The sequence below is a fragment of the Chryseobacterium sp. L12 genome (assembly GCF_056133985.1).
On the sequence record NZ_JBVYOF010000006.1, the window covers coordinates 1 to 20,432 of the forward strand.

The window sequence follows — 20,432 nt, forward strand, 5'->3', positions numbered from 1 at the left end:
ATCGAACTCACGTTATTTATGATGTCCGTCCTAAAGCATGCCGTGAATATCCTCACACAGACCGTAAAAAAATCTACCAGATCAATCATTTAATGATGAAAAATATAGTGATTTGTCCGGCTGCCTTTGAATTTGTGGAAAGGATGATGAAAAATTTGAATAAATAGTATTCCTTACAGCAGTTTAGTCATCAATTGTATCATTTTCATCAAATTATAGCGCTGATTATAAATAGTTTAAAACTTAAATTCCATCTATTTCAGCAATTCTGAATTGTACCATTTTTTCAATAAGAGCCAAAGGCAATTGTTCTTCCAAAGGAAACTGCACTGCACCTTTTGAAAAGCTGTATTTTCTTTCAGTAAAATCTTTTTCAAATTTTTTCAACGTCTCGGGAAGCGGATAAAAGCCAATGTGATTTTTATACGCAGCAAAATAAATCAGCGGTTTATTTTTATATTTGAAAGCAGGCATTTGGTAACTAATACATTCTTCCGCATTAGAAATCTGTAGATGTACCATATCTCTTATAGCCTTCAGTTTCATCTGTGTTCTGCCGGGAAAAGAAGAAAGTATCCTTCGAAGGTTTCATACGTATTTTTCATTTATTAAAAATAAAAAAAAGCGCTGAAAATTTCAACGCTTTCACTTTCACTATTACTTTTTTCCCATTTATTCCCGGGAACAGGCTTTAAGAAAAAAGGTCGGAAAAACTTCCCGACCTTTTATATTTTTATACTACTCCCTGAGCCAACATTGCTTCGGCTACTTTTACAAAGCCGGCAATATTTGCACCTTTTACGTAGTTTACATAGCCATCTTCCTCTTTACCATAGTCTCGGCAAGCTTTGTGGATACCGATCATGATTTCTTTCAGTCTCGCATCTACTTCTTCAGAAGTCCAGTTAAGTCTGATGGAGTTTTGAGTCATTTCCAGACCTGAAGTAGCAACACCACCTGCATTAGACGCTTTACCAGGAGAGAATAATACTTTTTTCTCCAGGAAGTAATTGATTGCATCCAGAGTTGAAGGCATATTGGCAGCTTCAGTTACGCACATACATCCGTTATCAACCAAAATTTTAGCGTCTTCAAAATCAAGCTCGTTTTGTGTTGCAGAAGGAATCGCAACATCACATTTCACTTCCCAAGGACGTTTTCCTGAATGGAATTCAGCCGAAGGATATTTTTTTGCGTAATCTTCAGCTCTGTTGTTTCCGGAAGCTCTAAGCTCTAGTAAATATTCAATTTTTTCGCCTTCAATTCCGTCTTTGTCATATACGTAACCGTCTGGTCCTGAAATGGTAACAACCTTTCCGCCCAATTCGTTTACTTTTTTGATTACGCCCCATGCAACATTCCCGAATCCTGAAACCGTAACGATTTTATCTTTGAAAGTCTGTCCGATTGTTTTCAGCATTTGTTCTGCGAAATACACCACACCGTAACCTGTAGCTTCAGGACGAATTAATGATCCTCCGTAAGCAAGACCTTTTCCTGTAAGAACTCCGGTGAACTCATTTCTGATCTTTTTGTACTGACCGAATAAATATCCGATTTCTCTTGCTCCAACTCCAATATCTCCGGCAGGAACGTCTGTTTCAGGACCTACATGTTTGCACAATTCGGTCATGAATGCCTGACAGAAACGCATTACTTCCATGTCGGATTTTCCTTGCGGATCAAAATCTGAACCTCCTTTTCCACCGCCCATCGGGAGCGTAGTAAGAGAGTTTTTGAAAACCTGCTCAAAAGCCAGGAATTTCAATACAGAAAGATTTACGGTAGGATGAAAACGGATTCCTCCTTTGTAAGGTCCGATTGCTGAGTTCATCTGGATTCTGAAACCTCTGTTTACCTGGATTTCACCTTTATCGTCAACCCACGGAACTCTGAAAATAATAATTCTTTCAGCTTCAGCCATTCTTTCAAGCAGCTTCATGCCTGTATATTCTTTTCTTGTCAAAATAAAAGGAATTACCGTAACGGCAACTTCTTTTACAGCCTGTAAAAATTCCGGTTCATTCGGGTTTTTTGCTTCAATTTTTGCAATAAATTCCTGAATTTTCTGGTCAACATTATATTGTTCCATATTAGGTAAGGGTTGAATATTATCTCAACAAATTTAATTTTTTTTTCAAGATTCACAATAGCTGATTTGTTATTTGTTGAAAATTGAATAATAATGCGACATAATATTGTAAGTATGATAATTATTGTTTAAATATTATTAAAAATTAAATGTTATTTGTGAAATAATGAAATATTAAGAAATCATTAATTCTTACAAAGCTGTAAATTGTCTCCCCGAAAATGATTTTACTTTGCCCAAAAGCTCAAGTTCAAGAATTATAGGTAAAATTTTATGTGAAGGCAGAGAATTTTTTTCAGCTAAATCATCTAAACTTATGTGAGGATTGGCTAAGATAGATCGGTATATTTCTTCTTGATTTTCAGTAAGCTGAATGGAAGCTGTACTCTGAGGAAAAAGTTCGCCTGTAGTTTCTGATGACTGATGCAAACCTAAAGATTCTCTGAGATCCTTAATAGTGGAAATGGCAGTAGCTTTGTGCTGGAATATCAGCTGATTACATCCCTGACTGTATTTGTCTGTAATTTTTCCCGGAAGTGCGTAAACATCACGATTATAGCTGTTTGCAAATGTTGCTGTACTTACAGAGCCACCTCCAAACGCTGTTTCTACAACAATTGTAGCTGGTGAAATTCCTGCTACAATCCTGTTTCTTTGGATGAAATTTTCCCGGTCAGGTTTTCGGGTAGTATTAAATTCGGTAAGTAAAGCTCCATTTTCTTCCAGTATTTTCTCTGAAAGTTTTCTGTTTTTTGAGGGATATAAAGTATGAAACCCATGAGCTAAAACGGCTGTAGTGGGAATACCATTTTCCAGAGAATATTCATGAACCTCTTTATCTACACCCAATGCTAAACCACTTATTGATTGGTACTTGCTGTGCTTTGTTTCAGTGAAAAAATCTTCAATAAATTTTTTTCCGTAGGAAGTCATATTTCTTGTTCCTACAATGCTTACACATTTTAGATGAGGATCAAAAGTTCCTTTTTGGTATAAGATTGCAGGAGCATCATCACATTCATTCAACAGAAACGGAAAGTCTTTCTGATGCCTTAAATTGATGCGGATATAATTTTTTTCACAAAATTGGATTTCTTTTTCGGCAAACTTCAGGTGTTCAGGATTGCCAATATCCGAAACTGTTTTTTTTCCAATCCCGTCAACTTCAGCAAGATCTTTTTTAGTAGTTTCCCAAACAGTTTTTGCGCTGCCGAAAGTTCTTACCAATTTGCTGAATATGATGTCGCCTATGTAACTGCACTGCCTTAAAGCGATAGAATAGAGATGTTCTTCTTTATACATCTGTGTTTTTATTTTCAAAAATAATCAAATTATTTCTTTCTGAGTTCATCCAAATGATCCCAGATATCATCTCTTTTTTTATACGGAAGTTCCAGAAAATCGTCAGGATTATTTTCTTTATATTCCTGCCAGAGTTTATCATCTTTTTCACTGTAATAATTCGGAAATTCCCAGATAAATTTTTTCTTTTTTTCTCCTGATTTTTTAAAAGTAAATGCCATAATGCTGCCTATAAGAGCGCCGGATAGGTGAGCCTGCCAGGAAATTTTGCTTGGCTCGTTCATTGTGTAAAACAGCTCTTCGGGAAACATTCCCCAAATAAGGCTTCCGTAGTACAAAACAACGAGAAGCGAAATAGTAAGAAGTTTCATATTCCAACGGAAAACTCCTGCAAAAAAAAGAAAAAATGCAAGTACATATACTACTCCGCTGGCTCCGATTGTACAGGTATAGAGATATTCACCCGTGAAAATATCTATAGGAGGAAGAATCCAAAGCAGAAAACCACTGCTGATCCACCCTAATAAGAAAACTTTGTTAGCTACCTCAGGATAAAACTGATATAAAAGAAATAAAAGGAATATAATAGGAATAGAATTACTTACAATATGATCTACATTTCCATGTAAAAGAGGTGAGGTGATAATGCCAAACAAGCCTTCCGGAAGCAGAGGAATAATGGAGCCGAAACAACTTGAAAAAAAGCCCATGCTTTGGAGTAAAAATCCAAACCACATGGCTGCGATCATGATCACCGGAACAATAACCGCTCTTTTATGAATTATATTTTTAATCATATCTGTATGCTGTCAAATCAAAAGCCAAGGATAAATTTCGGTAATTTTGGCGATGATTGGTCTCTTAAGTTGCTATTTGAGACAAAAAGTAATAAATTTGATTTTCAAACCTTAAGAATATTCATTCTTATCTAATTTTTAAACTAAGTAAACACAACTTCATGAAAAAACTTTTTGTGTTATTTTTATGTTCTGCAATGAGTGCTTATGCACAGGTTATAGTGAGTGATTCTGCAGCTGTTGATACCATTGAGAAGCCCAAATACTGGTCTGTTGATGTTAAAAACAGCCTTCTGTTTAATCAGGTAGCTTTTTCCAATTGGGTAGGAGGAGGAGCCAATAATGTTGGGTGGCTCGCTAATGCTAATTATAATCTTACCTATGAGAAAGACCGTAATCTTTGGGAAAATGTCATTATTTTAAATTATGGACAAAATACAACCAAAGGAATCGGAACCAGAAAAACTCAGGATGTCATTAATTTTTCCAGTAATTACGGAAGACAGTTCTCAAAAAGCTGGTATGTGTCTGCGGGAGCAAGTTTACTTTCACAGTTTTCGGGAGGTTTTGAAGACGGTAACAATCCTGAAGCTAAAAAAATATCAAATTTTATGGCGCCGGGTTATGTAAATGCCGGTTTGGGTATCACCTATAGGCCTGATGAAAACCTTACTGTTACCTTAAGGCCTGCCAACGGGAGATTTACTTTTGTTCTGGATAAAGAATTGCAATTGGCGGGAAATTACGGTTTGAAATCTGATGGAGATTTTTTCCTGATGCAGCTTGGTTTTTTGGGAACAGCGATTTACAAAGTAAAATTGATGGAAAATATTGAAATGACCAATACGGCATCTGTCTTTTCTAATTATCTTGAAAATCCCGATCACATGGTTCTTTCGTATAATATGCTTCTGAATATGAAGATCAATAAGTACATATCTTCAATAATTACGGTAGATCTGATGTACGACCACAATCAGATTCAGAAAACTCAGCTTAAACAAACATTGGGAATTGGGCTTGCCTATAATATTAATAACGGGGTGAAGCGTTCTGCCAAAAAATATAATCAGACTTGGCTGAAATGATAATCTCTAATATGAAAAGAATTGTTTCAAAACTCAATATGTGAATCAAAAATCCCTTTCAGAAAAGTCAGAGAAATCATAAAAAAAGTCCGTTTCATAACAAATGAAACGGACTTTTGTATTTTAGAAATAAATTAAAACTCAATATTTACTTCGAGCTTTTCTGTCAAAAGTTTAGAAATTTTTTCTTTTAGAGGTTCAATGTCAATATTTTGCATCGCATCATTGGCAAAAGCAAATAACAATAACGCCTGTGCTTCTTTTTTAGAAATTCCTCTTGCTCTCAGATAGAATAATGCATCCTCATTTAATTGTCCTACGGTGCAGCCGTGAGAACATTTTACATCATCTGCGAAAATTTCCAGCTGTGGTTTTGTATCAATAGTAGCGCCTTCGCTTAAAAGAACATTATTATTCTGCTGATAAGCATTGGTCTTTTGTGCTATTTTGTCAACGAAAACTTTTCCGTTGAAAACCCCGTGAGACTGATCTTTAAAGATACCTTTATAATTCTGGTAACTTTCGCAGTTAGGCTGATTGTGATGAACAGCAGTATGATGATCTACTAATTGATCTTTTCCGATAATGGTAATTCCGTTCATAAAGGAATTGATATTTTCACCGTTCTGAATAAAATCAAGATTGTTTCTAACCAGTTTTCCGCCGAAAGAAAAAGTATTTACTGTAGTCAAACTGTCTCTTTCCTGTTTTGCAAAAGTATGGTCAACCATATAAGACGTATCATTGTCATTCTGAAGCTTATGCCAGTCTGCTTTTGCATTGGAGTGGGTAAAAATTTCCGTCACAGAGTTGGTAAAAACATACGTTTCATCAAAATTGTGGTGACTTTCAATAATCTCTACTTTCGCACCTTCTTCTGCAATCAATAAATTTCTTGTGTTATAGAAAGTATTTTCTTCCTGATTTTGTGAAAGGTAAAATATGTGAATTGGCTTCTCAATTACTACATTTTTAGGGACTTTCAGGAAAAATCCGTATTTGCAGTAGGCTTCATTCAGATTGGTAAAAGCTAAATCTTTTGAAGCAATTGTATTGAAATACTGATCGAAAACGTCTTTGTGATTCTCATCATTCAAAGCGTAATTGAAAGATAAAAATTCTGCATTTTCAATAGAAATCTTAGAAAATTCTTTGTGAAGCTTACCATTTACAAAAACAATCCAGTCAAAGTTTTCTTCTCCTAAATGCAGCTCATCAAGCTGTTCTTTTGTTATATTATGGCTTTCTTTCGGAAAGAAATTATATTCTTTCTCAATGATTTCCTTAATGTTGGTGTATTTATATTCTTCGTCTTTCTTTGTTGGAAAGCCAATCTGCGAAAATTTCCTCAATGCTTCAACTCTTGTATCATGTAAAAAACGATGACGGAGTGTGCCTAGGAATTCGCTGTGATTGTTTAAAATTTGTTCGTTTAAACTCATTATATAATTTGAAATTTAGATTTAAAATTTAAAATTAAGGACGCTGAAATTTATTTCCATTATGATTAATATTTTTAAATATCTCATAAAACCAGAAATCATTTTAGATAAATCCGTAAGATCATTCTTCAAATCATTAAATTCATTTTCGTTATTAAAATTTCTATCAAATGCTCTGATTAATTGTGAACGTACTTCACCGTGAGAACCTTTTGGCATTGATAAAAAATTGATAAATTCTTTATTATCTTCCCTTTTCAAAACCTTCTGCAATGTTCCATTACTGAAGCAGCTGCTCTGTCGATTTGTGATGATTAAGAAATTTTTCATTTTGCAGGCAATTTTGATATATCAATTGGCAAAAGTTTCTTGAACTCTTCCAAATTTCTAAGTCTTCAAAATTGTTTATTGTTCCCACAATGTCAATTTCAAATATCGAACCTCAAATTAATTTAGAAGCCAGTCATAGCCTTTAGCTTCTAGTTCCAGTGCTAAAGACTTGTCTCCGGTTTTGATGATTTTTCCGTTAGCTAAAACGTGTACAAAATCAGGCTGAATATAATTTAATAATCTTTGATAATGCGTAATCAGAAGAACTGCATTTCCTTCATTTTTAAAAGCATTAACGCCGTCTGCCACAATTCTCAAAGCATCAATATCCAATCCTGAATCTGTTTCATCCAAAATAGCTAATTTAGGATTCAGCATCATCATCTGGAAAATTTCGTTTCTTTTCTTTTCACCTCCGGAAAAACCTTCGTTCAATGATCTGGAAAGAAAATCTTTTTTGATTCCTAATTTCTCAGACTTCTCACGAATCATTGCCAGCATTTCTTTTGCAGGCATATCTTCAAATCCGTTTGCCTTTCTTGTTTCGTTTACTGCAGCTTTAATAAAATTAGTTACAGAAACTCCGGGAATTTCTACAGGATATTGAAACGAAAGAAAAATGCCCTTATGGGCTCTTTCTTCGGGCGCATCTTCGATGATATTTTCACCATCAAAAATAATTTCGCCTTCGGTTATTTCATAATCTTCTTTTCCTGCAATAACAGATGAAAGGGTAGATTTTCCGGCTCCGTTGGGTCCCATGATTGCATGAACTTCGCCCGGCTTTATTTCTAGGTTGATACCTTTTAAAATTTGAGCGCCATCTTCAATTCTGGCGTGTAAGTTTTTAATATTTAACATTTTAATTTATATAAATTATCGCAAGGTTAAACAAGCTGATTTAAGTTGCGTATATGTTTTAAGTTAAACAATGGCGTTTCACTTATTTTCGAAATACAATTAGTCTAAACCGTTTGCAATTCTTTTGACACCATTTTTAAATAATTGAGAATTAAAGTTTAATAACATTCCCAATTTATAATTTCCCAATCTCAAATAGTTTTTCAGTTGAGAAGCATGAAAACTGTTCAGATTTTCTACTGATTTTATTTCTAAAACTACTTTGTTTTCAATAAGTAGATCCATTTTAAAGGCTTTCTGTATTACTAATTCATCATAGGTAACGTCCAAGAACTTTTGTCTTTCTACTATTAACCCAGTTTTTTGAATTTTATAATACAAGCATTCTTCATAAACACTTTCGAATAATCCTATTCCAATTTGTCTGTGAATTTTTAATCCGCTTTCGAATACAATTTTTGAAATTTCGTTTTCATTCATCTTATGTTATTTTCGTAAAGATAAACAAGTTCTTGATGTCTGATAAAATAAAATTGTATTACTTTCTTAAGCTTTAGCGGCATAGTTTAACTTTAAAATGTTTTCAAACAATTAAAAAAAACTTTGTCTTGCTTTGCGTTAAAAACTATCCTACAGAACCCTCCAAAGAAATCTCCAATAATTTCTGAGCTTCAATAGCAAATTCCATTGGTAATTTGTTGAGAACTTCCTTGCTGAAACCGTTTACAATTAATGCAATTGCTCTTTCAGTATCAATTCCTCTCTGATTACAGTAAAAAATCTGATCTTCCCCGATTTTTGAAGTCGTTGCTTCATGCTCCAATTGTGCAGAAGGATCTTTAATTTCTATATAAGGGAAAGTATGCGCACCACATTCGTTACCCATTAATAAAGAATCACATTGAGAAAAGTTTCTGGCTCCTTTTGCTGAAGGCATTACTTTCACCAATCCTCTATATGAATTATTAGATTTTCCGGCAGAAATTCCTTTTGAAATAATGGTTGATTTCGTATTTCTTCCAATATGAATCATTTTTGTTCCTGTGTCGGCATACTGATGATTATTGGTTACTGCGATAGAGTAGAATTCACCGATCGAACCGTCTCCTTTCAGGATACAAGAAGGATACTTCCACGTCACCGCAGAACCTGTTTCAACCTGAGTCCAGGAAATTTTTGCTCTTCTTTCGCAAAGACCTCTTTTGGTTACAAAATTAAAAACACCACCTTTTCCTTCTTCATTTCCGGGATACCAGTTTTGAACGGTAGAATACTTAATTTCAGCATCATCCAAAGCAATCAGTTCAACCACTGCGGCGTGAAGCTGGTTTTCATCTCTGGATGGAGCAGTACAGCCTTCAAGATAAGATACATAACTTCCTTCATCCGCAATCACAAGTGTTCTTTCAAACTGACCTGTTCCTGCCTGATTGATACGGAAATATGTAGATAATTCCATCGGACATCTTACCCCTTTTGGAATATAGCAGAAACTTCCGTCTGAGAATACTGCGGAATTTAAAGCTGCATAAAAATTGTCTCCTCTCGGAACTACTTTTCCAAGATATTTCTTAACCAGATCAGGATGATTTTTGATTGCTTCTGAAATTGAACAGAAGATAACTCCTTTTTCTGCTAATGTATCCTGAAAGGTTGTTTTCACGGAAACAGAATCCATTACAATGTCTACTGCAACTCCCGAAAGTCTTTTCTGTTCTTCAATATTGATTCCTAATTTTTCAAAAGTTTTCAATAATTCAGGATCTACCTCATCCAGACTTGCCAGTTCAGGTTTTACTTTAGGTGCGGCATAATATCGAATTGCCTGAAAATCAGGCTTCTCATACTTAATGTTTGCCCAATCCGGCTCTGTCATTTTCTTCCATATCCTGAAAGATTCCAGTCGCCATTCTGTCATCCATTCCGGCTCTTCCTTTTTTGCAGAAATTGCGCGGACAATATCTTCGTCTAAACCCGTTGGGAAATCTTCGTAATCAATTTTGGTTTCCCAGCCGAATTCGTATTTTTTATTTTCCAGATCGACTCTAAGGTCGTCTTCAGTATATTTACTCATTTTGATATTTTTTAGATTTTAGGCTAAGATTTAGATTTCGCATAATCTGCTTTCCAAATCTGACTCTAATTTCTAATTATAAAGAAAAACTCTCTCCACAACCACACGTTCTGGATGCATTCGGATTGTTAAAAACAAATCCTTTTCCATTTAAACCTCCGGAATATTCTAAGGTGGTACCTGCCAGATAAAGTATAGATTTTTTTTCGACAACTATTTTAATTCCGTTATCTTCAAAAATCTGATCGGTTTCTTCTTTTTTATTATCAAAACCCAAAACATACTCTAGACCTGAACATCCACCACTTTTTACCCCAACTCTTATATAATCTTCAGCAGGGTTAAAGCCATCCTCTGTCATCAGCTGAACCGCTTTTACCTTTGCCTGATCTGAAACCTTTATCATTGTATTTATTTAGAATGATTTAATTATGCAAAAATACGAACAATTATTAGGAAATAAAAATTAGCATTTTTATTTTACCTATATTTATGATTGATAGCTTTAACTTTACATTTCTTTTAAAATCAAAAGACTAAATAATAAGAACAATGAAAAAAATAGGATTTGCTGCATTGGTACTCATTGCGCAGCTTTCTTTCGCCCAAGCCAACAGGTTTGTTTATCAGGTTACAATGAAACCTAATGCGGAAGATAAAAATGATGTAAAAACTGAAAATGCATATCTTGATATTTCAGCTGAAAAATCAATGTTTTATTCTGAAAACAGAATAAAAAGAGATTCTGTGATTCGGGCGGGTTTCCAAAGTGGTGGTGCAAGAGGTTTTAATCGTGAACAAATGCAAAATTTTAGATCTTCCATCAATTATTCAATTGAAAAAAGTAAAAAAGATCAAAAAACAATTTATAAAGACAGGATAGGAAGAGATATTTATTCTTATGAAGAAGACAGACCTGTAGAATGGAAAATCTTATCTGAAACGATGAAAATAGGGGATTATAAAGTACAAAAAGCTGAAACTGATTTTGGCGGAAGAAAGTGGACGGCATGGTTTACAACAGATCTCCCGTATCAGGACGGACCGTACAAATTCAGCGGATTACCCGGATTGATAGTGAAAGTTGAAGATACTAAAGGTGATTATTCTTTTGATTTGATGAGAAATTATAAAATTTCAGATTTTCCGGAAATGAATCAGTTTGGGAATGTGGTCAAGGTAAAACGTAAAGATTATATCAAGCAGCAGCAAAAATTTGTCTCTGATCCGATGTCATTTATGAATCAGTCTTCAGGAGGAATTTCTGCGCCGATGAGAATGGGCGGAAACCGTAGTCAGAATCCTGCGGAAATGCGAAAAAGAATAGAGGAAAGAATAAAAGAAGAAGTGAAAAACAACAGTAATCCTATTGAGCTGTAATATTGTCAACAAAAAAACCTGTCAAAGCGACAGGTTTTTTATATTTAGAGTAAGAAAATCTTATTCTGCTGCAGTAGTTTCTTCAGCTGCAGGAGCTTCTCCTTCTACTTCGTCCTCATCATCATCCTGTGCTGCTGCACCTCCTTTCATTGCATTTCTAGACATCTTAACAGCTACAACAACTGCGTTGTCAGGATGCATAAAAGAATATCCTTCAGCTTTAATACCACCTACATAAAGTTTGTTACCAATCTTTAATGGAGTAACATCTACCACGATCTCATCCGGTAAGTTAGCAGGTAAAGCTTTTACTTTTAATTTTCTGAAAGACTGACGAAGAACACCACCAGCTACAACACCTTTAGAACGACCAGTAATTCTTACAGGAACCTCCATGATAACAGGCTTATCGTCTGATAATCTGTAAAAGTCTGCATGAATAATTTTGTCTGTAATCGGGTGAAACTGGATATCCTGAAGAACAGCCGGAATTGTCTGACCATCAACCTCAATAGATACCGTGTGTGCTTCAGGAGTATATACCAAACCTTTGAAAGATTTCTCTGTTGCAGAGAAGTTCAATGGTTCACCACCTCCGTAAACAACACAAGGAACTAATTCAGCATCACGTAAAGCTTTTGTAGACTTTTTGCCCACGCTTTCTCTTTTTGTACCTTGAATTGTAATAGATTTCATTTATAAAAAATTTAAAAAATTGTTTTTAGTTTAATTTGCAATAGTCTGTTTATGAGTTATATAACAAACTTGCTGCTGATAGATTGGTGCTCATGTACCATCTTCATAACATCTGCAAATAATGGGGCGCAAGATAGCACTTTTATTTTAGATGACAAAGATGTTTTTACAGGAATTGAGTCAGTTACAATAACTTCCAGTAATTTGGAGTTTTGAATATTGTCATAAGCCTTTCCTGAAAGTACCCCGTGAGTTGCCATCGCTCTTACAGATTTTGCTCCTTTTTCCATTAAAATATCAGCGGCTTTGCAAAGTGTACCTGCGGTATCAATCATATCATCAATCAGAATGACATTTTTACCCTCTACGTCGCCAATCAAAAACATTTCCTCTACCACATTTGCTTTTTTTCTTTCTTTATAAGCAATCACAACATCTGCTCCTAAGTGACCGGCATAATTTTTTGCTCTTTTGGCACCTCCCATATCCGGAGATGCAATGGTAAGATTATCCAGATTTAGGTCTTTGATGTAATCAACAAAGATGGTAGAAGCATACAAATGATCTACAGGAATCTCAAAGAATCCCTGGATCTGGTCTGCATGAAGATCCATCGTCATGATTCTTGTCGCTCCGGCTGCTGTTAAAAGATTGGCAACCAGTTTTGCTCCTATCGGAGCTCTTGGCTTGTCTTTTCTGTCTTGTCTTGCAAGTCCGAAATAAGGAAGTACAACAGTGATGCTTTTTGCAGAAGCTCTTTTAGCAGCATCAATCATTAGAAGCAGTTCTAAAAGATTGTCTGCTGGCGGAAAGGTAGATCCGATAAGGAATACTCTTCCTCCTCTCACGGATTCGTCCAAAACAGGCTCAAACTCTCCGTCGCTGAACTCCTGAATGATAATTTTTCCTAATTCTTTCCCATAATGCTGGGCGATTTTTTCTGCAAGATCCTTGCTTGTTCTTGTTGAAAACAGATAACTTTGTTGATCAGCCATTTTTACTTTTTAAGATTGTGCAAATTTAAAAAAAAACCACAAGAATCAATCCTGTGGTTTCTAAGTTTTTACATTTCCTTTATTTTAAGGGAAAGTTACGCCTGAATATTTATTTGAATCAACCTCTGGTAAAGTAGATTTGTACTTAGCATTAATTGATTTAATAAATTCATTGGCAACAATAGCATATCCTCTTCCGGTAAGGTGAACTCCGTCCAAAGAGAATGCTCCTCCTGTAACAAACGTTGCAGTATATTTTACTCCGTTCCACACAATTCCGGATTTCGAATTAAGTTCCAGCATTTTTGCATTCATATCAACAAATGCAAGACCTTTAGAATCGGCCAATGATTTGATGGTTGTATTATAAGATGCTGTTGCAGCTAAAACTTTTGCAGCTTCCATTTCCGTAAGTACAAGTTTATCTTCTAAAGGAACGGAAGTTCCTCCACCAGCTTGAGGGGTAAGAACAGCACTTGCGGTTAATAAAATATAATCCTTTGAAGTAGTTTGTCTGTATTTTGGTAATCCAGGAACAGGAGATAAATCTTTATCTACGATAACAGCTCCGTTAGCACCGGTTCCTGCAGTAAATTTTATTAATCTTTTTTGATACTCAGCATCGTTGATTGCGCCCAAGGCTTTTGCCTGCGCTAATCCTGCGTTGTAAGCAGCATAACCTCCGTTCAACTGAGAAACCTGAGCATCCGTCAGATTGGTCAGTGGCATTGCCGGAACTCTTGTGAAAAAAGGAACATTTGTTACGCTCGGAATGTTTGCAATTACTCCTTTTCTTGTAGTTCCTGCCGGAAACAACGTATTGATTAAAGTAGTATAAGTGCTTGTAAAGCCAACTCCCGCAGTTCCATCAACAGGAGTTATGGGGTTTGATCCGTCACCTCCTGAAGTAGCGTATCCTAATACATCATTAGCGCCAATCCATAAAGAGATAAAAGTTGGGTTCTGAGCAAGAGCGTCTCCTACAACAGAAGAAGTAGTGGGATTAGCAGCAAATCTTACAAAATAAGGATTTGCCAATCCCGCTGAAAGTCCTGCAGGATTACCGTAGCCAGGAGCCAGCAAATGAGAAACTTTTGCTCCCGGAACACCCATATTTTGATATGAACCTCCTGAAGCAATATTATCCAATGTAGCGGCAGCGCTATTATTTACTGGAGATAACGCGCCATTAACCATTTTTAGCTCTAATTTTCCTGGAAAACCGGGGATTCCGATAAATCCTCCCACGTTATTCGGCATCATTGGCTGTTTGAAATCGCCACCGCCTGCAAGTTTCATCTGCATTGAAAGCATATTTGGGTAAGATTCCTTTTGTCCATCACTGTAAAGGGCACCGTCTCTGTAACCGGAAGTTAATGAGTTTCCTAAAGCAACGTATCTTGTAAAATCTGCCTCACCTTTGCTCACGACTATATCTTTTACATCGGTGTCAAAATCTGTTTCACAGCTGGTTGTAAAAAACAAAGCAGAAACAGTAAGTGTAGATATTATTATTTTTTTCATATTATTCAATTAAAATGCGTTATAAGATAATCCCAGACCAAAATAGAATGCCTGTGCTTTAGCCTGACCGTAGAAACCAAGGTTTGAATTTTTTACATCTCTAGACTGCGGCATCGCATAACCTCCTGCAATATCAACTCCGAATTGTTTTAGTTTAAATCCAAGTCCTCCCGTTACAACATAGGTATTGAATGATGGAGTTTCCGGAATGAAATTCTCGTCAGAATACGGCGATTCATCATAATATGCCCCAAGACGGCCATAGATCATATTGGTAAATGCATATTGAGTTCCTAATCTGAAAGTTTTTGCATTTCGGAAGTTTTTAGGAGAAACCAAAACGGTAGGATCTGCCTGATTTCCGATAGGCGCATTAGCAAAATCTAGAGTAAGCTTGCTGTACCTTTGCCATCCGTGATAGTTAAAGTCTGCAGAAATGAGCCATTTAGGCGTAACCTTGTAAGTCATACCAATAGTGTACTCTTCTACAAGCGGTAAGGTTGCAGTAAAGCTGTCCTGTCCTGCGCCATTAAGACCTAAAAGTCCGTTTACGGTATTTTGGGCAGGGACTCTGAAGGTTGCCGTTCCGTTTTTGGCTTTCATATCAACAGGAGAACGGTAAGCAATACTTACATCAAGCTTAGGATCAGGTCTGAAATAAAATCCGAAACCAAACCCATGTCCGCTCGCTTCATCATCATTAATGTTAACTGTTCCGCTGAATTGAGTGACTGCTTTATCCCAATCAACCTTTCCTTTGGCGTAAATATAACTTGCACCAAAAGAAAGCCAGTCTGCCATTTTTACGGAAACCATCGGCTGGAAATAAAAGCTTTTCAGCTCAAGTTTCTGTACAAGCTCTTTTCCTTCCCAGTCATTCGGATACTGAATTGTACTTCCGAAAGGAGTGGTAAAACTGAAACCTACGGATAAATTTTTGATAGGTCTGTAAGCAATAGCAGCATAAATAGGCGTTCCAAGAGGATTATCTGTTTCTGTGCTTGTTAAAGTATTCAGATTTTGAAAAGTTATTTTATTACTTGCTCCGAAACCTCCCGCAACAATACTTAGTTTTGATGGAATGAATGACATCCCTGCTGGGTTGAAGAACGCTACACTTGCGTCTTCAGCATGGGCACTCGTATGTGCCATTGCCAGTTGTTTTACCCCTTGCAAAGAAACTCTGAAGCCTCCTGCGTAAGATAAAACCCCAGCTAATAAAGCAGTTGATATTAATATTTTTTTCATAGACTATTATTATATAAGTCAAATATAAAGTTATTTTACATACGTCTGTTAATATTTCTTAATATTTTAAACATAACACCAAAAGAAAACTATGTTTAAAATAGTATTTTCAAACTAAAACTATTCAATTATCTGTTTTAATGGTTGTTAATTATATTTTTAACCTATGAAAAAGCATTTGTTTAACCTTAAACAAAGCAAGAAATTAATATTTAGTACATTTGGAAATGCTATAAAGATAAAAATCAATAAATTTGCAAGATTAAATAAATTATAATATGAGTTGTGGATGTAAAACATCCGGCGATTCTGCACATTCTTGCGGAACAAAATCTGCGAATGGCTGTGAAAGTGTAAATACCTGCGGTAATAGTTATAAATTAAGTGTTTTCGACTGGCTTTCCAATGTACAAAATCCTGCATCGAACAGGTGTGATTTTGTGGAGGTTAGGTTTAAAAATGACAGAAAATTATTTTATAAAAATGTAAATAATATTCCATTACATATAGGTAGCGTAGTAACAGTAGAATCGAGTCCGGGACATGATGTGGGCGTAGTAAGTCTCACAGGGGAATTGGTAAAAATCCAGATGAAGAAAAAAAGATTTTCTGAAGATGGAATACCTAAAATATACAGGCTAGCCAATCAAAAAGATATAGAAGTCTGGCAGGAAGCCAGAAAAAAGGAAGAAAGCGTAAAAATAGAATCCAGAAAGATTTCGCACAGACTTGGTCTTGAAATGAAGATTACAGATGTGGAATATCAGGGTGATGGTTCTAAGGTTACATTCTATTATACAGCTGATAATCGTGTAGATTTCAGGATGTTGATTAAAGAATTTGCCGGGACTTTCCGTACAAAAATTGATATGAAACAAATCGGTTTCCGTCAGGAAGCTGCAAAAGTAGGAGGAATAGGATCTTGCGGAAGAGAGCTTTGCTGTTCTACATGGCTGACAGATTTCAGATCTGTGAACACAAATGTCGCTCGTTATCAGCAGTTAAGCATTAATCCCCAGAAACTGGCAGGACAATGCGGTAAACTTAAATGTTGTCTGAATTACGAATTAGACAGCTATCTGGATGCATTAAGCGATTTCCCGTCATCATCAACTACACTAGATACAGAAAAGGGAAGAGCTTTTTGTATTAAAATTGATGTCTTTAAAAAGAAAATGTGGTTTGCATATGTAGACAGCTCAATGGCGTGGTATGACTTTGATGTGGCTTTGGTAAAAAAAATGATCGCAAAAAATAAAAAAGGCGAAAAAACGTTACCTCTTGAAGAATTGAAACAGCCGGATGTTGCTGTTCAGACTGTTGATTTGATTCAGGAAAACAGTGTCGACCGATTTGAGAAGAAAAACCGTGGATCTAACAAAAACAGAAATCAGAATAAGCCTAACAATAATAACAGTTCTAGAAGAAATAGAAATGAAACAGGTGACAAAAACGTGCGTTCTGAAAAATTTGATAAAGATGACAAGCCTGTAAGAGCAGAGCGTCCGTCTAAACCAAATTTACCTCCAAATAATAATAATCCAAAATCACCAAAACAGCAGCAAAAACCTCCAATGGTAAAGGTGGAATCTGCAGTAAGTGATTCCGATAATAAACCTCAAAATCAACCGCCTAAAAAGAAGTTTAAAAAGAAATTCCCTCCCAAAAAAGACAATAATGCATAAAATTTCATGTTTTGTTCTTCTTATGATTCTCGCAGGATGCAATGCTTCTGATGAGAATGTGATCATGAATCATGTTGATAATAAATGGGATAAAAATATCCGGCAAAAGTTTAATCTTGAAATTTCGGATCCTGAAAATCCTAAAAATATTATATTTGTTGTAAGAAACAATAATGATTATCCATACAGCAATATAAGATTTATTGTGAATCTCACCAATCCTAAAACCAAGAAAGCAGAAACTGATACGCTGAATTATATTTTGGCAAAACCAAATGGAGAGTGGTTGGGGACAGGATTTGGCGAAACAAAGGAAACATTATTTCAGTATAAACTGAATTATAGATTTCCGGAAAAGGGGAGCTATGAAATTGAAGTTTCTCAGGCCATGAGAAATGATCATCTTCCGGGAATTGAGGATCTAGGTATAAAAGTAGAAACGGCAAAAACCGTAAGTGCAAATACAAATGGAACAAAATAAGCAAAATACTGGAAGCAAAGGAAAAACATTTCCGCTTCCTCCTAAAAAAAATCAAAAAAATACAGTCTGGAAAAAATGGGTCAAATTTATCTGGATTGGTCTTATTGCAGTGGTTTTAGGGATATCGGGACTGTTTTTTGCAGTTTCTCAGGGCTTTCTTGGGGAAATGCCCGATGTAAAAGAACTTGAAAACCCAGACATCTATGTTGCTTCTGAAATTTATTCTTCGGATGGCGTTCTCTTAGGAAAATTCGAAAAAGAGAAAACTCAGCCGATTGAATATAAAAATCTGCCTCCTCACCTTATTTATGCTCTTCAGGCAAAAGAAGACGAGCGTTTTAAAGAACATTCAGGAATTGATATGCAATCTGTTGCAAGAGCTGTTATTTATGGAGGGAAAAGAGGTGGCGGTTCTACTATTACTCAACAGCTGGCAAAGCTCTTATTTACAAAAGAGCCTTCTAAAAATCCGGTAAAAAGAGCTATTCAAAAGCTTAAAGAATGGGTTGTAGCCGTAAGTCTTGAGAAAAGATATACAAAAGAAGAAATTATTACCCTTTACTTTAATAAATTTGATTTTACACACAATGCCAATGGTATTGAAATGGCGTCAAAAATTTATTTCAATAAATCAACGTCACAACTTACTCTTCCAGAAGCGGCTGTATTTGTTTCTATGTTAGAGGCTCCTATTGCTAATAATCCGTTAAGAAATCCAGAAAGGGCTAAAAGGAGAAGAGATGTTGTGCTGGATCAAATGCTTGAAACAGGATATATAGACCAAGCCACCCGTGACAAAGCTGTAGATACACCTATCACAACAGATTATCATCCAATAAAAGATATTACAGACGATTACTCCGCTTATTATAAGTTTTATCTTAGAAAAGAAATTGATAATTATCTGAAAGATTATGAAAAAGAAACAGGTAAAAAACTAAATCTTTATAAAGACGGGCTTAAAATTTTTGTCACTCTGGATTCCAAAATGCAGAAATATGCTGAAGAATCCATAAAAGAGCACTTAACAGATCTTCAAAGAAGATTTGATGCAGAACAGAGAGGAAGAAAAAACAGACCATTTTATTTTTTGAATGATCAGCAGGCAAATAAAGTGATGATGCAGGCGGTAAAAAGAACAGGTCGTTATAAGCAGCTAAGCAGGGCAGGAATTCCTGAAGATTCCATTTTAATGGAGTTTCATAAGCCTGTGAAAATGACAAGATTCACTTGGGCAGGTGAAGAAGAGGTAGAAATGAGTCCGTGGGATTCCATTCGCTATCATAAACAGATTGCACAGGCAGGGTTGATGTCGATGGTTCCGGGAACAGGTGAAATTAAAGCTTGGGTTGGAGGAATCAACTGGCAGCATTTTCAATATGACCACATCAAACAGGGAAAAAGACAGGTTGGCTCGACCTTCAAGCCTTTCGTGTATGCAACTGCGATCATGAAATTAGGATTAACTCCTTGTTCAACAATTTCAAATGCAACTTATAGAAAAGGAAGTTGGGTTGTTGAAGGTTCTGGAGGAATGTTAACACTTAAAAATGCATTAGCACATTCAAAAAACCCTGTTGCAGTAAGATTAGCTGAAATGACGGGAACGCAGAGTGTAATACAGACAGCAAGAGATTTAGGGGTGACAGAAGAAATTTCCACAAGCCTCCCAATGGCATTGGGATCTTCAGATATTACAATTTATGAAATGTTGGGAGCTTACAGTACTTTTGCCAATTATGGTAATTATAACAAACCTGAAATGATCTGGAGAATTGAAGATGTCAACGGAAGAGTAATCAAGGAAGTAAACCAGGAGCCTAAAGAAGTGATGAATCCTAATTATGCCTATACAATGATTGAATTGATGAAAGGTGTTGCAGAATTTGGTACTGCATCAGGAGAATTGGGAAGAAGGGGTGTTTCTAAAGCAGTTGAAATTGCCGGAAAAACAGGAACTACGCAGAATAATTCGGATGGTTGGTTTATGGGAATTGTACCGAAGCTGGCTACCGGAGCGTGGGTTGGCTGGGAAGACAGAGCTACTCACTTCTACGGAACAGGTGAAGGACAGGGAGCCAAGATGGCTTTACCAATCTGGGCGATTTTTATGAAAAAAGTCTGGGCAGATAAAAGTCTCAAAATTTCACCGGATGACAAGTTTGTAAAACCAAGTGATTGGAAAGACGGCTGCAATAATCTGCGTGGATTAGGAGGAGGATATGGTGATGAGGGCGGTTTGCAGACTATTGATGATTTAAAAAATCCAAAGCCTGCAGATAATACTCCAAAAAGCAATACAGGGAAGAAAGAAGAAAATGTCAATGAAAATCTCAATACAGGAGAAAACATTGATTTTAATAAATAAAGATTCCTTATCATTATCATAAGACCTTTCAATGAAATTGAAGGGTCTTTTCTTTTATAATTAATACCT

At 35.8% G+C, this 20,432-nt stretch carries 20 protein-coding genes; 6 read left to right on the forward strand and 14 right to left on the reverse strand.

Annotated features, from left to right (window positions below; genetic code table 11):
• The coding region (locus AC0NBN_RS04415) for a YkgJ family cysteine cluster protein (protein ID WP_474467278.1) at nucleotides 1-167 on the forward strand (167 nt) is incomplete at its 5' end.
• A gap of 76 nt (nucleotides 168-243) precedes the next feature.
• Here AC0NBN_RS04415 and AC0NBN_RS04420 read toward each other — a convergent pair.
• The 4 genes from AC0NBN_RS04420 to AC0NBN_RS04435 form a co-directional block, all read right to left on the reverse strand.
• Nucleotides 244-546 carry a DUF1801 domain-containing protein gene (locus AC0NBN_RS04420; protein WP_160812102.1) on the reverse strand — a complete coding sequence of 101 codons (303 nt, stop codon included), beginning with the start codon at nucleotides 544-546 and terminating at the stop codon, nucleotides 244-246.
• Nucleotides 547-733: 187 nt separating this feature from the next.
• Nucleotides 734-2,092, reverse strand: a complete 1,359-nt coding sequence (gdhA, locus tag AC0NBN_RS04425) for an NADP-specific glutamate dehydrogenase (protein ID WP_143882904.1) — start codon at nucleotides 2,090-2,092, stop codon at nucleotides 734-736.
• Between the two features lie 192 nt (nucleotides 2,093-2,284).
• Nucleotides 2,285-3,394 carry a DNA-processing protein DprA gene (gene dprA / locus AC0NBN_RS04430; RefSeq protein ID WP_160812103.1) on the reverse strand — a complete coding sequence of 370 codons (1,110 nt, stop codon included), beginning with the start codon at nucleotides 3,392-3,394 and terminating at the stop codon, nucleotides 2,285-2,287.
• 29 nt (nucleotides 3,395-3,423) lie between these two features.
• Nucleotides 3,424-4,191, reverse strand: a complete 768-nt coding sequence (locus AC0NBN_RS04435; protein WP_160812104.1) for a rhomboid family intramembrane serine protease — start codon at nucleotides 4,189-4,191, stop codon at nucleotides 3,424-3,426.
• Nucleotides 4,192-4,352: 161 nt separating this feature from the next.
• On the opposite strand from AC0NBN_RS04435, the gene AC0NBN_RS04440 reads away from it, so the two are divergent.
• Nucleotides 4,353-5,279 carry a DUF3078 domain-containing protein gene (locus AC0NBN_RS04440; protein ID WP_160812105.1) on the forward strand — a complete coding sequence of 309 codons (927 nt, stop codon included), beginning with the start codon at nucleotides 4,353-4,355 and terminating at the stop codon, nucleotides 5,277-5,279.
• Nucleotides 5,280-5,413: 134 nt separating this feature from the next.
• Here AC0NBN_RS04440 and sufD read toward each other — a convergent pair whose 3' ends face one another.
• From sufD to AC0NBN_RS04470, 6 genes are all read right to left on the reverse strand, one after another.
• Complete coding sequence (sufD, locus tag AC0NBN_RS04445; protein ID WP_160812106.1) at nucleotides 5,414-6,721, reverse strand: Fe-S cluster assembly protein SufD; 1,308 nt, start codon at nucleotides 6,719-6,721, stop codon at nucleotides 5,414-5,416.
• Nucleotides 6,722-6,742: 21 nt separating this feature from the next.
• On the reverse strand, nucleotides 6,743-7,051 hold the full coding sequence (locus AC0NBN_RS04450; protein ID WP_474467221.1) for a four helix bundle protein: 309 nt from the start codon (nucleotides 7,049-7,051) through the stop codon (nucleotides 6,743-6,745).
• A 117-nt stretch (nucleotides 7,052-7,168) separates the two neighbouring features.
• The gene (gene sufC / locus AC0NBN_RS04455) at nucleotides 7,169-7,912 is read right to left on the reverse strand and encodes a Fe-S cluster assembly ATPase SufC (RefSeq protein ID WP_143882900.1); all 744 of its coding nucleotides are present in this window, start codon (nucleotides 7,910-7,912) and stop codon (nucleotides 7,169-7,171) included.
• Between the two features lie 99 nt (nucleotides 7,913-8,011).
• A complete protein-coding gene (locus tag AC0NBN_RS04460) occupies nucleotides 8,012-8,392 on the reverse strand; it encodes a GxxExxY protein (RefSeq protein ID WP_143882899.1) in 381 nt (126 codons plus the stop codon).
• 145 nt (nucleotides 8,393-8,537) lie between these two features.
• Nucleotides 8,538-9,986, reverse strand: a complete 1,449-nt coding sequence (sufB, locus tag AC0NBN_RS04465; protein WP_143882898.1) for a Fe-S cluster assembly protein SufB — start codon at nucleotides 9,984-9,986, stop codon at nucleotides 8,538-8,540.
• A gap of 76 nt (nucleotides 9,987-10,062) precedes the next feature.
• Nucleotides 10,063-10,392, reverse strand: coding sequence for a HesB/IscA family protein (locus AC0NBN_RS04470; protein ID WP_089744592.1), 330 nt, complete (start codon nucleotides 10,390-10,392; stop codon nucleotides 10,063-10,065).
• Between the two features lie 146 nt (nucleotides 10,393-10,538).
• Between AC0NBN_RS04470 and AC0NBN_RS04475 the strand changes: the two genes are divergently transcribed.
• Complete coding sequence (locus AC0NBN_RS04475; RefSeq protein WP_160812107.1) at nucleotides 10,539-11,366, forward strand: GLPGLI family protein; 828 nt, start codon at nucleotides 10,539-10,541, stop codon at nucleotides 11,364-11,366.
• Between the two features lie 60 nt (nucleotides 11,367-11,426).
• On the opposite strand, the gene AC0NBN_RS04480 is transcribed toward AC0NBN_RS04475, so the two are convergent.
• The 4 genes from AC0NBN_RS04480 to AC0NBN_RS04495 form a co-directional block, all read right to left on the reverse strand.
• Complete coding sequence (locus tag AC0NBN_RS04480) at nucleotides 11,427-12,062, reverse strand: 50S ribosomal protein L25/general stress protein Ctc (protein ID WP_143882896.1); 636 nt, start codon at nucleotides 12,060-12,062, stop codon at nucleotides 11,427-11,429.
• Between the two features lie 56 nt (nucleotides 12,063-12,118).
• The gene (locus AC0NBN_RS04485; RefSeq protein WP_143882895.1) at nucleotides 12,119-13,057 is read right to left on the reverse strand and encodes a ribose-phosphate pyrophosphokinase; all 939 of its coding nucleotides are present in this window, start codon (nucleotides 13,055-13,057) and stop codon (nucleotides 12,119-12,121) included.
• A gap of 84 nt (nucleotides 13,058-13,141) precedes the next feature.
• A complete protein-coding gene (locus tag AC0NBN_RS04490; RefSeq protein ID WP_160812108.1) occupies nucleotides 13,142-14,581 on the reverse strand; it encodes an SGNH/GDSL hydrolase family protein in 1,440 nt (479 codons plus the stop codon).
• A 9-nt stretch (nucleotides 14,582-14,590) separates the two neighbouring features.
• Nucleotides 14,591-15,829 carry an OmpP1/FadL family transporter gene (locus tag AC0NBN_RS04495; RefSeq protein ID WP_143882893.1) on the reverse strand — a complete coding sequence of 413 codons (1,239 nt, stop codon included), beginning with the start codon at nucleotides 15,827-15,829 and terminating at the stop codon, nucleotides 14,591-14,593.
• Nucleotides 15,830-16,107: 278 nt separating this feature from the next.
• Between AC0NBN_RS04495 and AC0NBN_RS04500 the strand changes: the two genes are divergently transcribed.
• Genes AC0NBN_RS04500 through AC0NBN_RS04510 form a run of 3 tightly spaced genes read left to right on the forward strand, consistent with a single transcriptional unit; the run spans nucleotide 16,108 to nucleotide 20,363 of the window.
• A complete protein-coding gene (locus AC0NBN_RS04500) occupies nucleotides 16,108-17,514 on the forward strand; it encodes a regulatory iron-sulfur-containing complex subunit RicT (RefSeq protein WP_160812109.1) in 1,407 nt (468 codons plus the stop codon).
• A complete protein-coding gene (locus tag AC0NBN_RS04505) occupies nucleotides 17,507-17,995 on the forward strand; it encodes a gliding motility lipoprotein GldH (RefSeq protein WP_143882891.1) in 489 nt (162 codons plus the stop codon). Before AC0NBN_RS04500 ends, AC0NBN_RS04505 begins: the two co-directional genes overlap by 8 nt.
• A complete protein-coding gene (locus tag AC0NBN_RS04510; RefSeq protein WP_160812110.1) occupies nucleotides 17,982-20,363 on the forward strand; it encodes a transglycosylase domain-containing protein in 2,382 nt (793 codons plus the stop codon). Before AC0NBN_RS04505 ends, AC0NBN_RS04510 begins: the two co-directional genes overlap by 14 nt.
• Nucleotides 20,364-20,432 lie beyond the last annotated feature (69 nt).

What these genes read in the sequence shown, in the direction of transcription:
- AC0NBN_RS04495 (WP_143882893.1), bottom strand. Translation starts at nt 15,829, where the DNA reads ATGAAAAAAATATTAATATCAACTGCTTTATTAGCTGGGGTTTTATCT.
- AC0NBN_RS04500 (WP_160812109.1), top strand. Translation starts at nt 16,108, where the DNA reads ATGAGTTGTGGATGTAAAACATCCGGCGATTCTGCACATTCTTGCGGA.
- sufC (WP_143882900.1), bottom strand. Translation starts at nt 7,912, where the DNA reads ATGTTAAATATTAAAAACTTACACGCCAGAATTGAAGATGGCGCTCAA.
- gdhA (WP_143882904.1), bottom strand. Translation starts at nt 2,092, where the DNA reads ATGGAACAATATAATGTTGACCAGAAAATTCAGGAATTTATTGCAAAA.
- AC0NBN_RS04480 (WP_143882896.1), bottom strand. Translation starts at nt 12,062, where the DNA reads ATGAAATCTATTACAATTCAAGGTACAAAAAGAGAAAGCGTGGGCAAA.
- AC0NBN_RS04475 (WP_160812107.1), top strand. Translation starts at nt 10,539, where the DNA reads ATGAAAAAAATAGGATTTGCTGCATTGGTACTCATTGCGCAGCTTTCT.
- dprA (WP_160812103.1), bottom strand. Translation starts at nt 3,394, where the DNA reads ATGTATAAAGAAGAACATCTCTATTCTATCGCTTTAAGGCAGTGCAGT.
- sufB (WP_143882898.1), bottom strand. Translation starts at nt 9,986, where the DNA reads ATGAGTAAATATACTGAAGACGACCTTAGAGTCGATCTGGAAAATAAA.
- AC0NBN_RS04505 (WP_143882891.1), top strand. Translation starts at nt 17,507, where the DNA reads ATGCATAAAATTTCATGTTTTGTTCTTCTTATGATTCTCGCAGGATGC.
- AC0NBN_RS04440 (WP_160812105.1), top strand. Translation starts at nt 4,353, where the DNA reads ATGAAAAAACTTTTTGTGTTATTTTTATGTTCTGCAATGAGTGCTTAT.
- AC0NBN_RS04510 (WP_160812110.1), top strand. Translation starts at nt 17,982, where the DNA reads ATGGAACAAAATAAGCAAAATACTGGAAGCAAAGGAAAAACATTTCCG.
- sufD (WP_160812106.1), bottom strand. Translation starts at nt 6,721, where the DNA reads ATGAGTTTAAACGAACAAATTTTAAACAATCACAGCGAATTCCTAGGC.
- AC0NBN_RS04470 (WP_089744592.1), bottom strand. Translation starts at nt 10,392, where the DNA reads ATGATAAAGGTTTCAGATCAGGCAAAGGTAAAAGCGGTTCAGCTGATG.
- AC0NBN_RS04490 (WP_160812108.1), bottom strand. Translation starts at nt 14,581, where the DNA reads ATGAAAAAAATAATAATATCTACACTTACTGTTTCTGCTTTGTTTTTT.
- AC0NBN_RS04460 (WP_143882899.1), bottom strand. Translation starts at nt 8,392, where the DNA reads ATGAATGAAAACGAAATTTCAAAAATTGTATTCGAAAGCGGATTAAAA.
- AC0NBN_RS04420 (WP_160812102.1), bottom strand. Translation starts at nt 546, where the DNA reads ATGAAACTGAAGGCTATAAGAGATATGGTACATCTACAGATTTCTAAT.
- AC0NBN_RS04435 (WP_160812104.1), bottom strand. Translation starts at nt 4,191, where the DNA reads ATGATTAAAAATATAATTCATAAAAGAGCGGTTATTGTTCCGGTGATC.
- AC0NBN_RS04485 (WP_143882895.1), bottom strand. Translation starts at nt 13,057, where the DNA reads ATGGCTGATCAACAAAGTTATCTGTTTTCAACAAGAACAAGCAAGGAT.
- AC0NBN_RS04450 (WP_474467221.1), bottom strand. Translation starts at nt 7,051, where the DNA reads ATGAAAAATTTCTTAATCATCACAAATCGACAGAGCAGCTGCTTCAGT.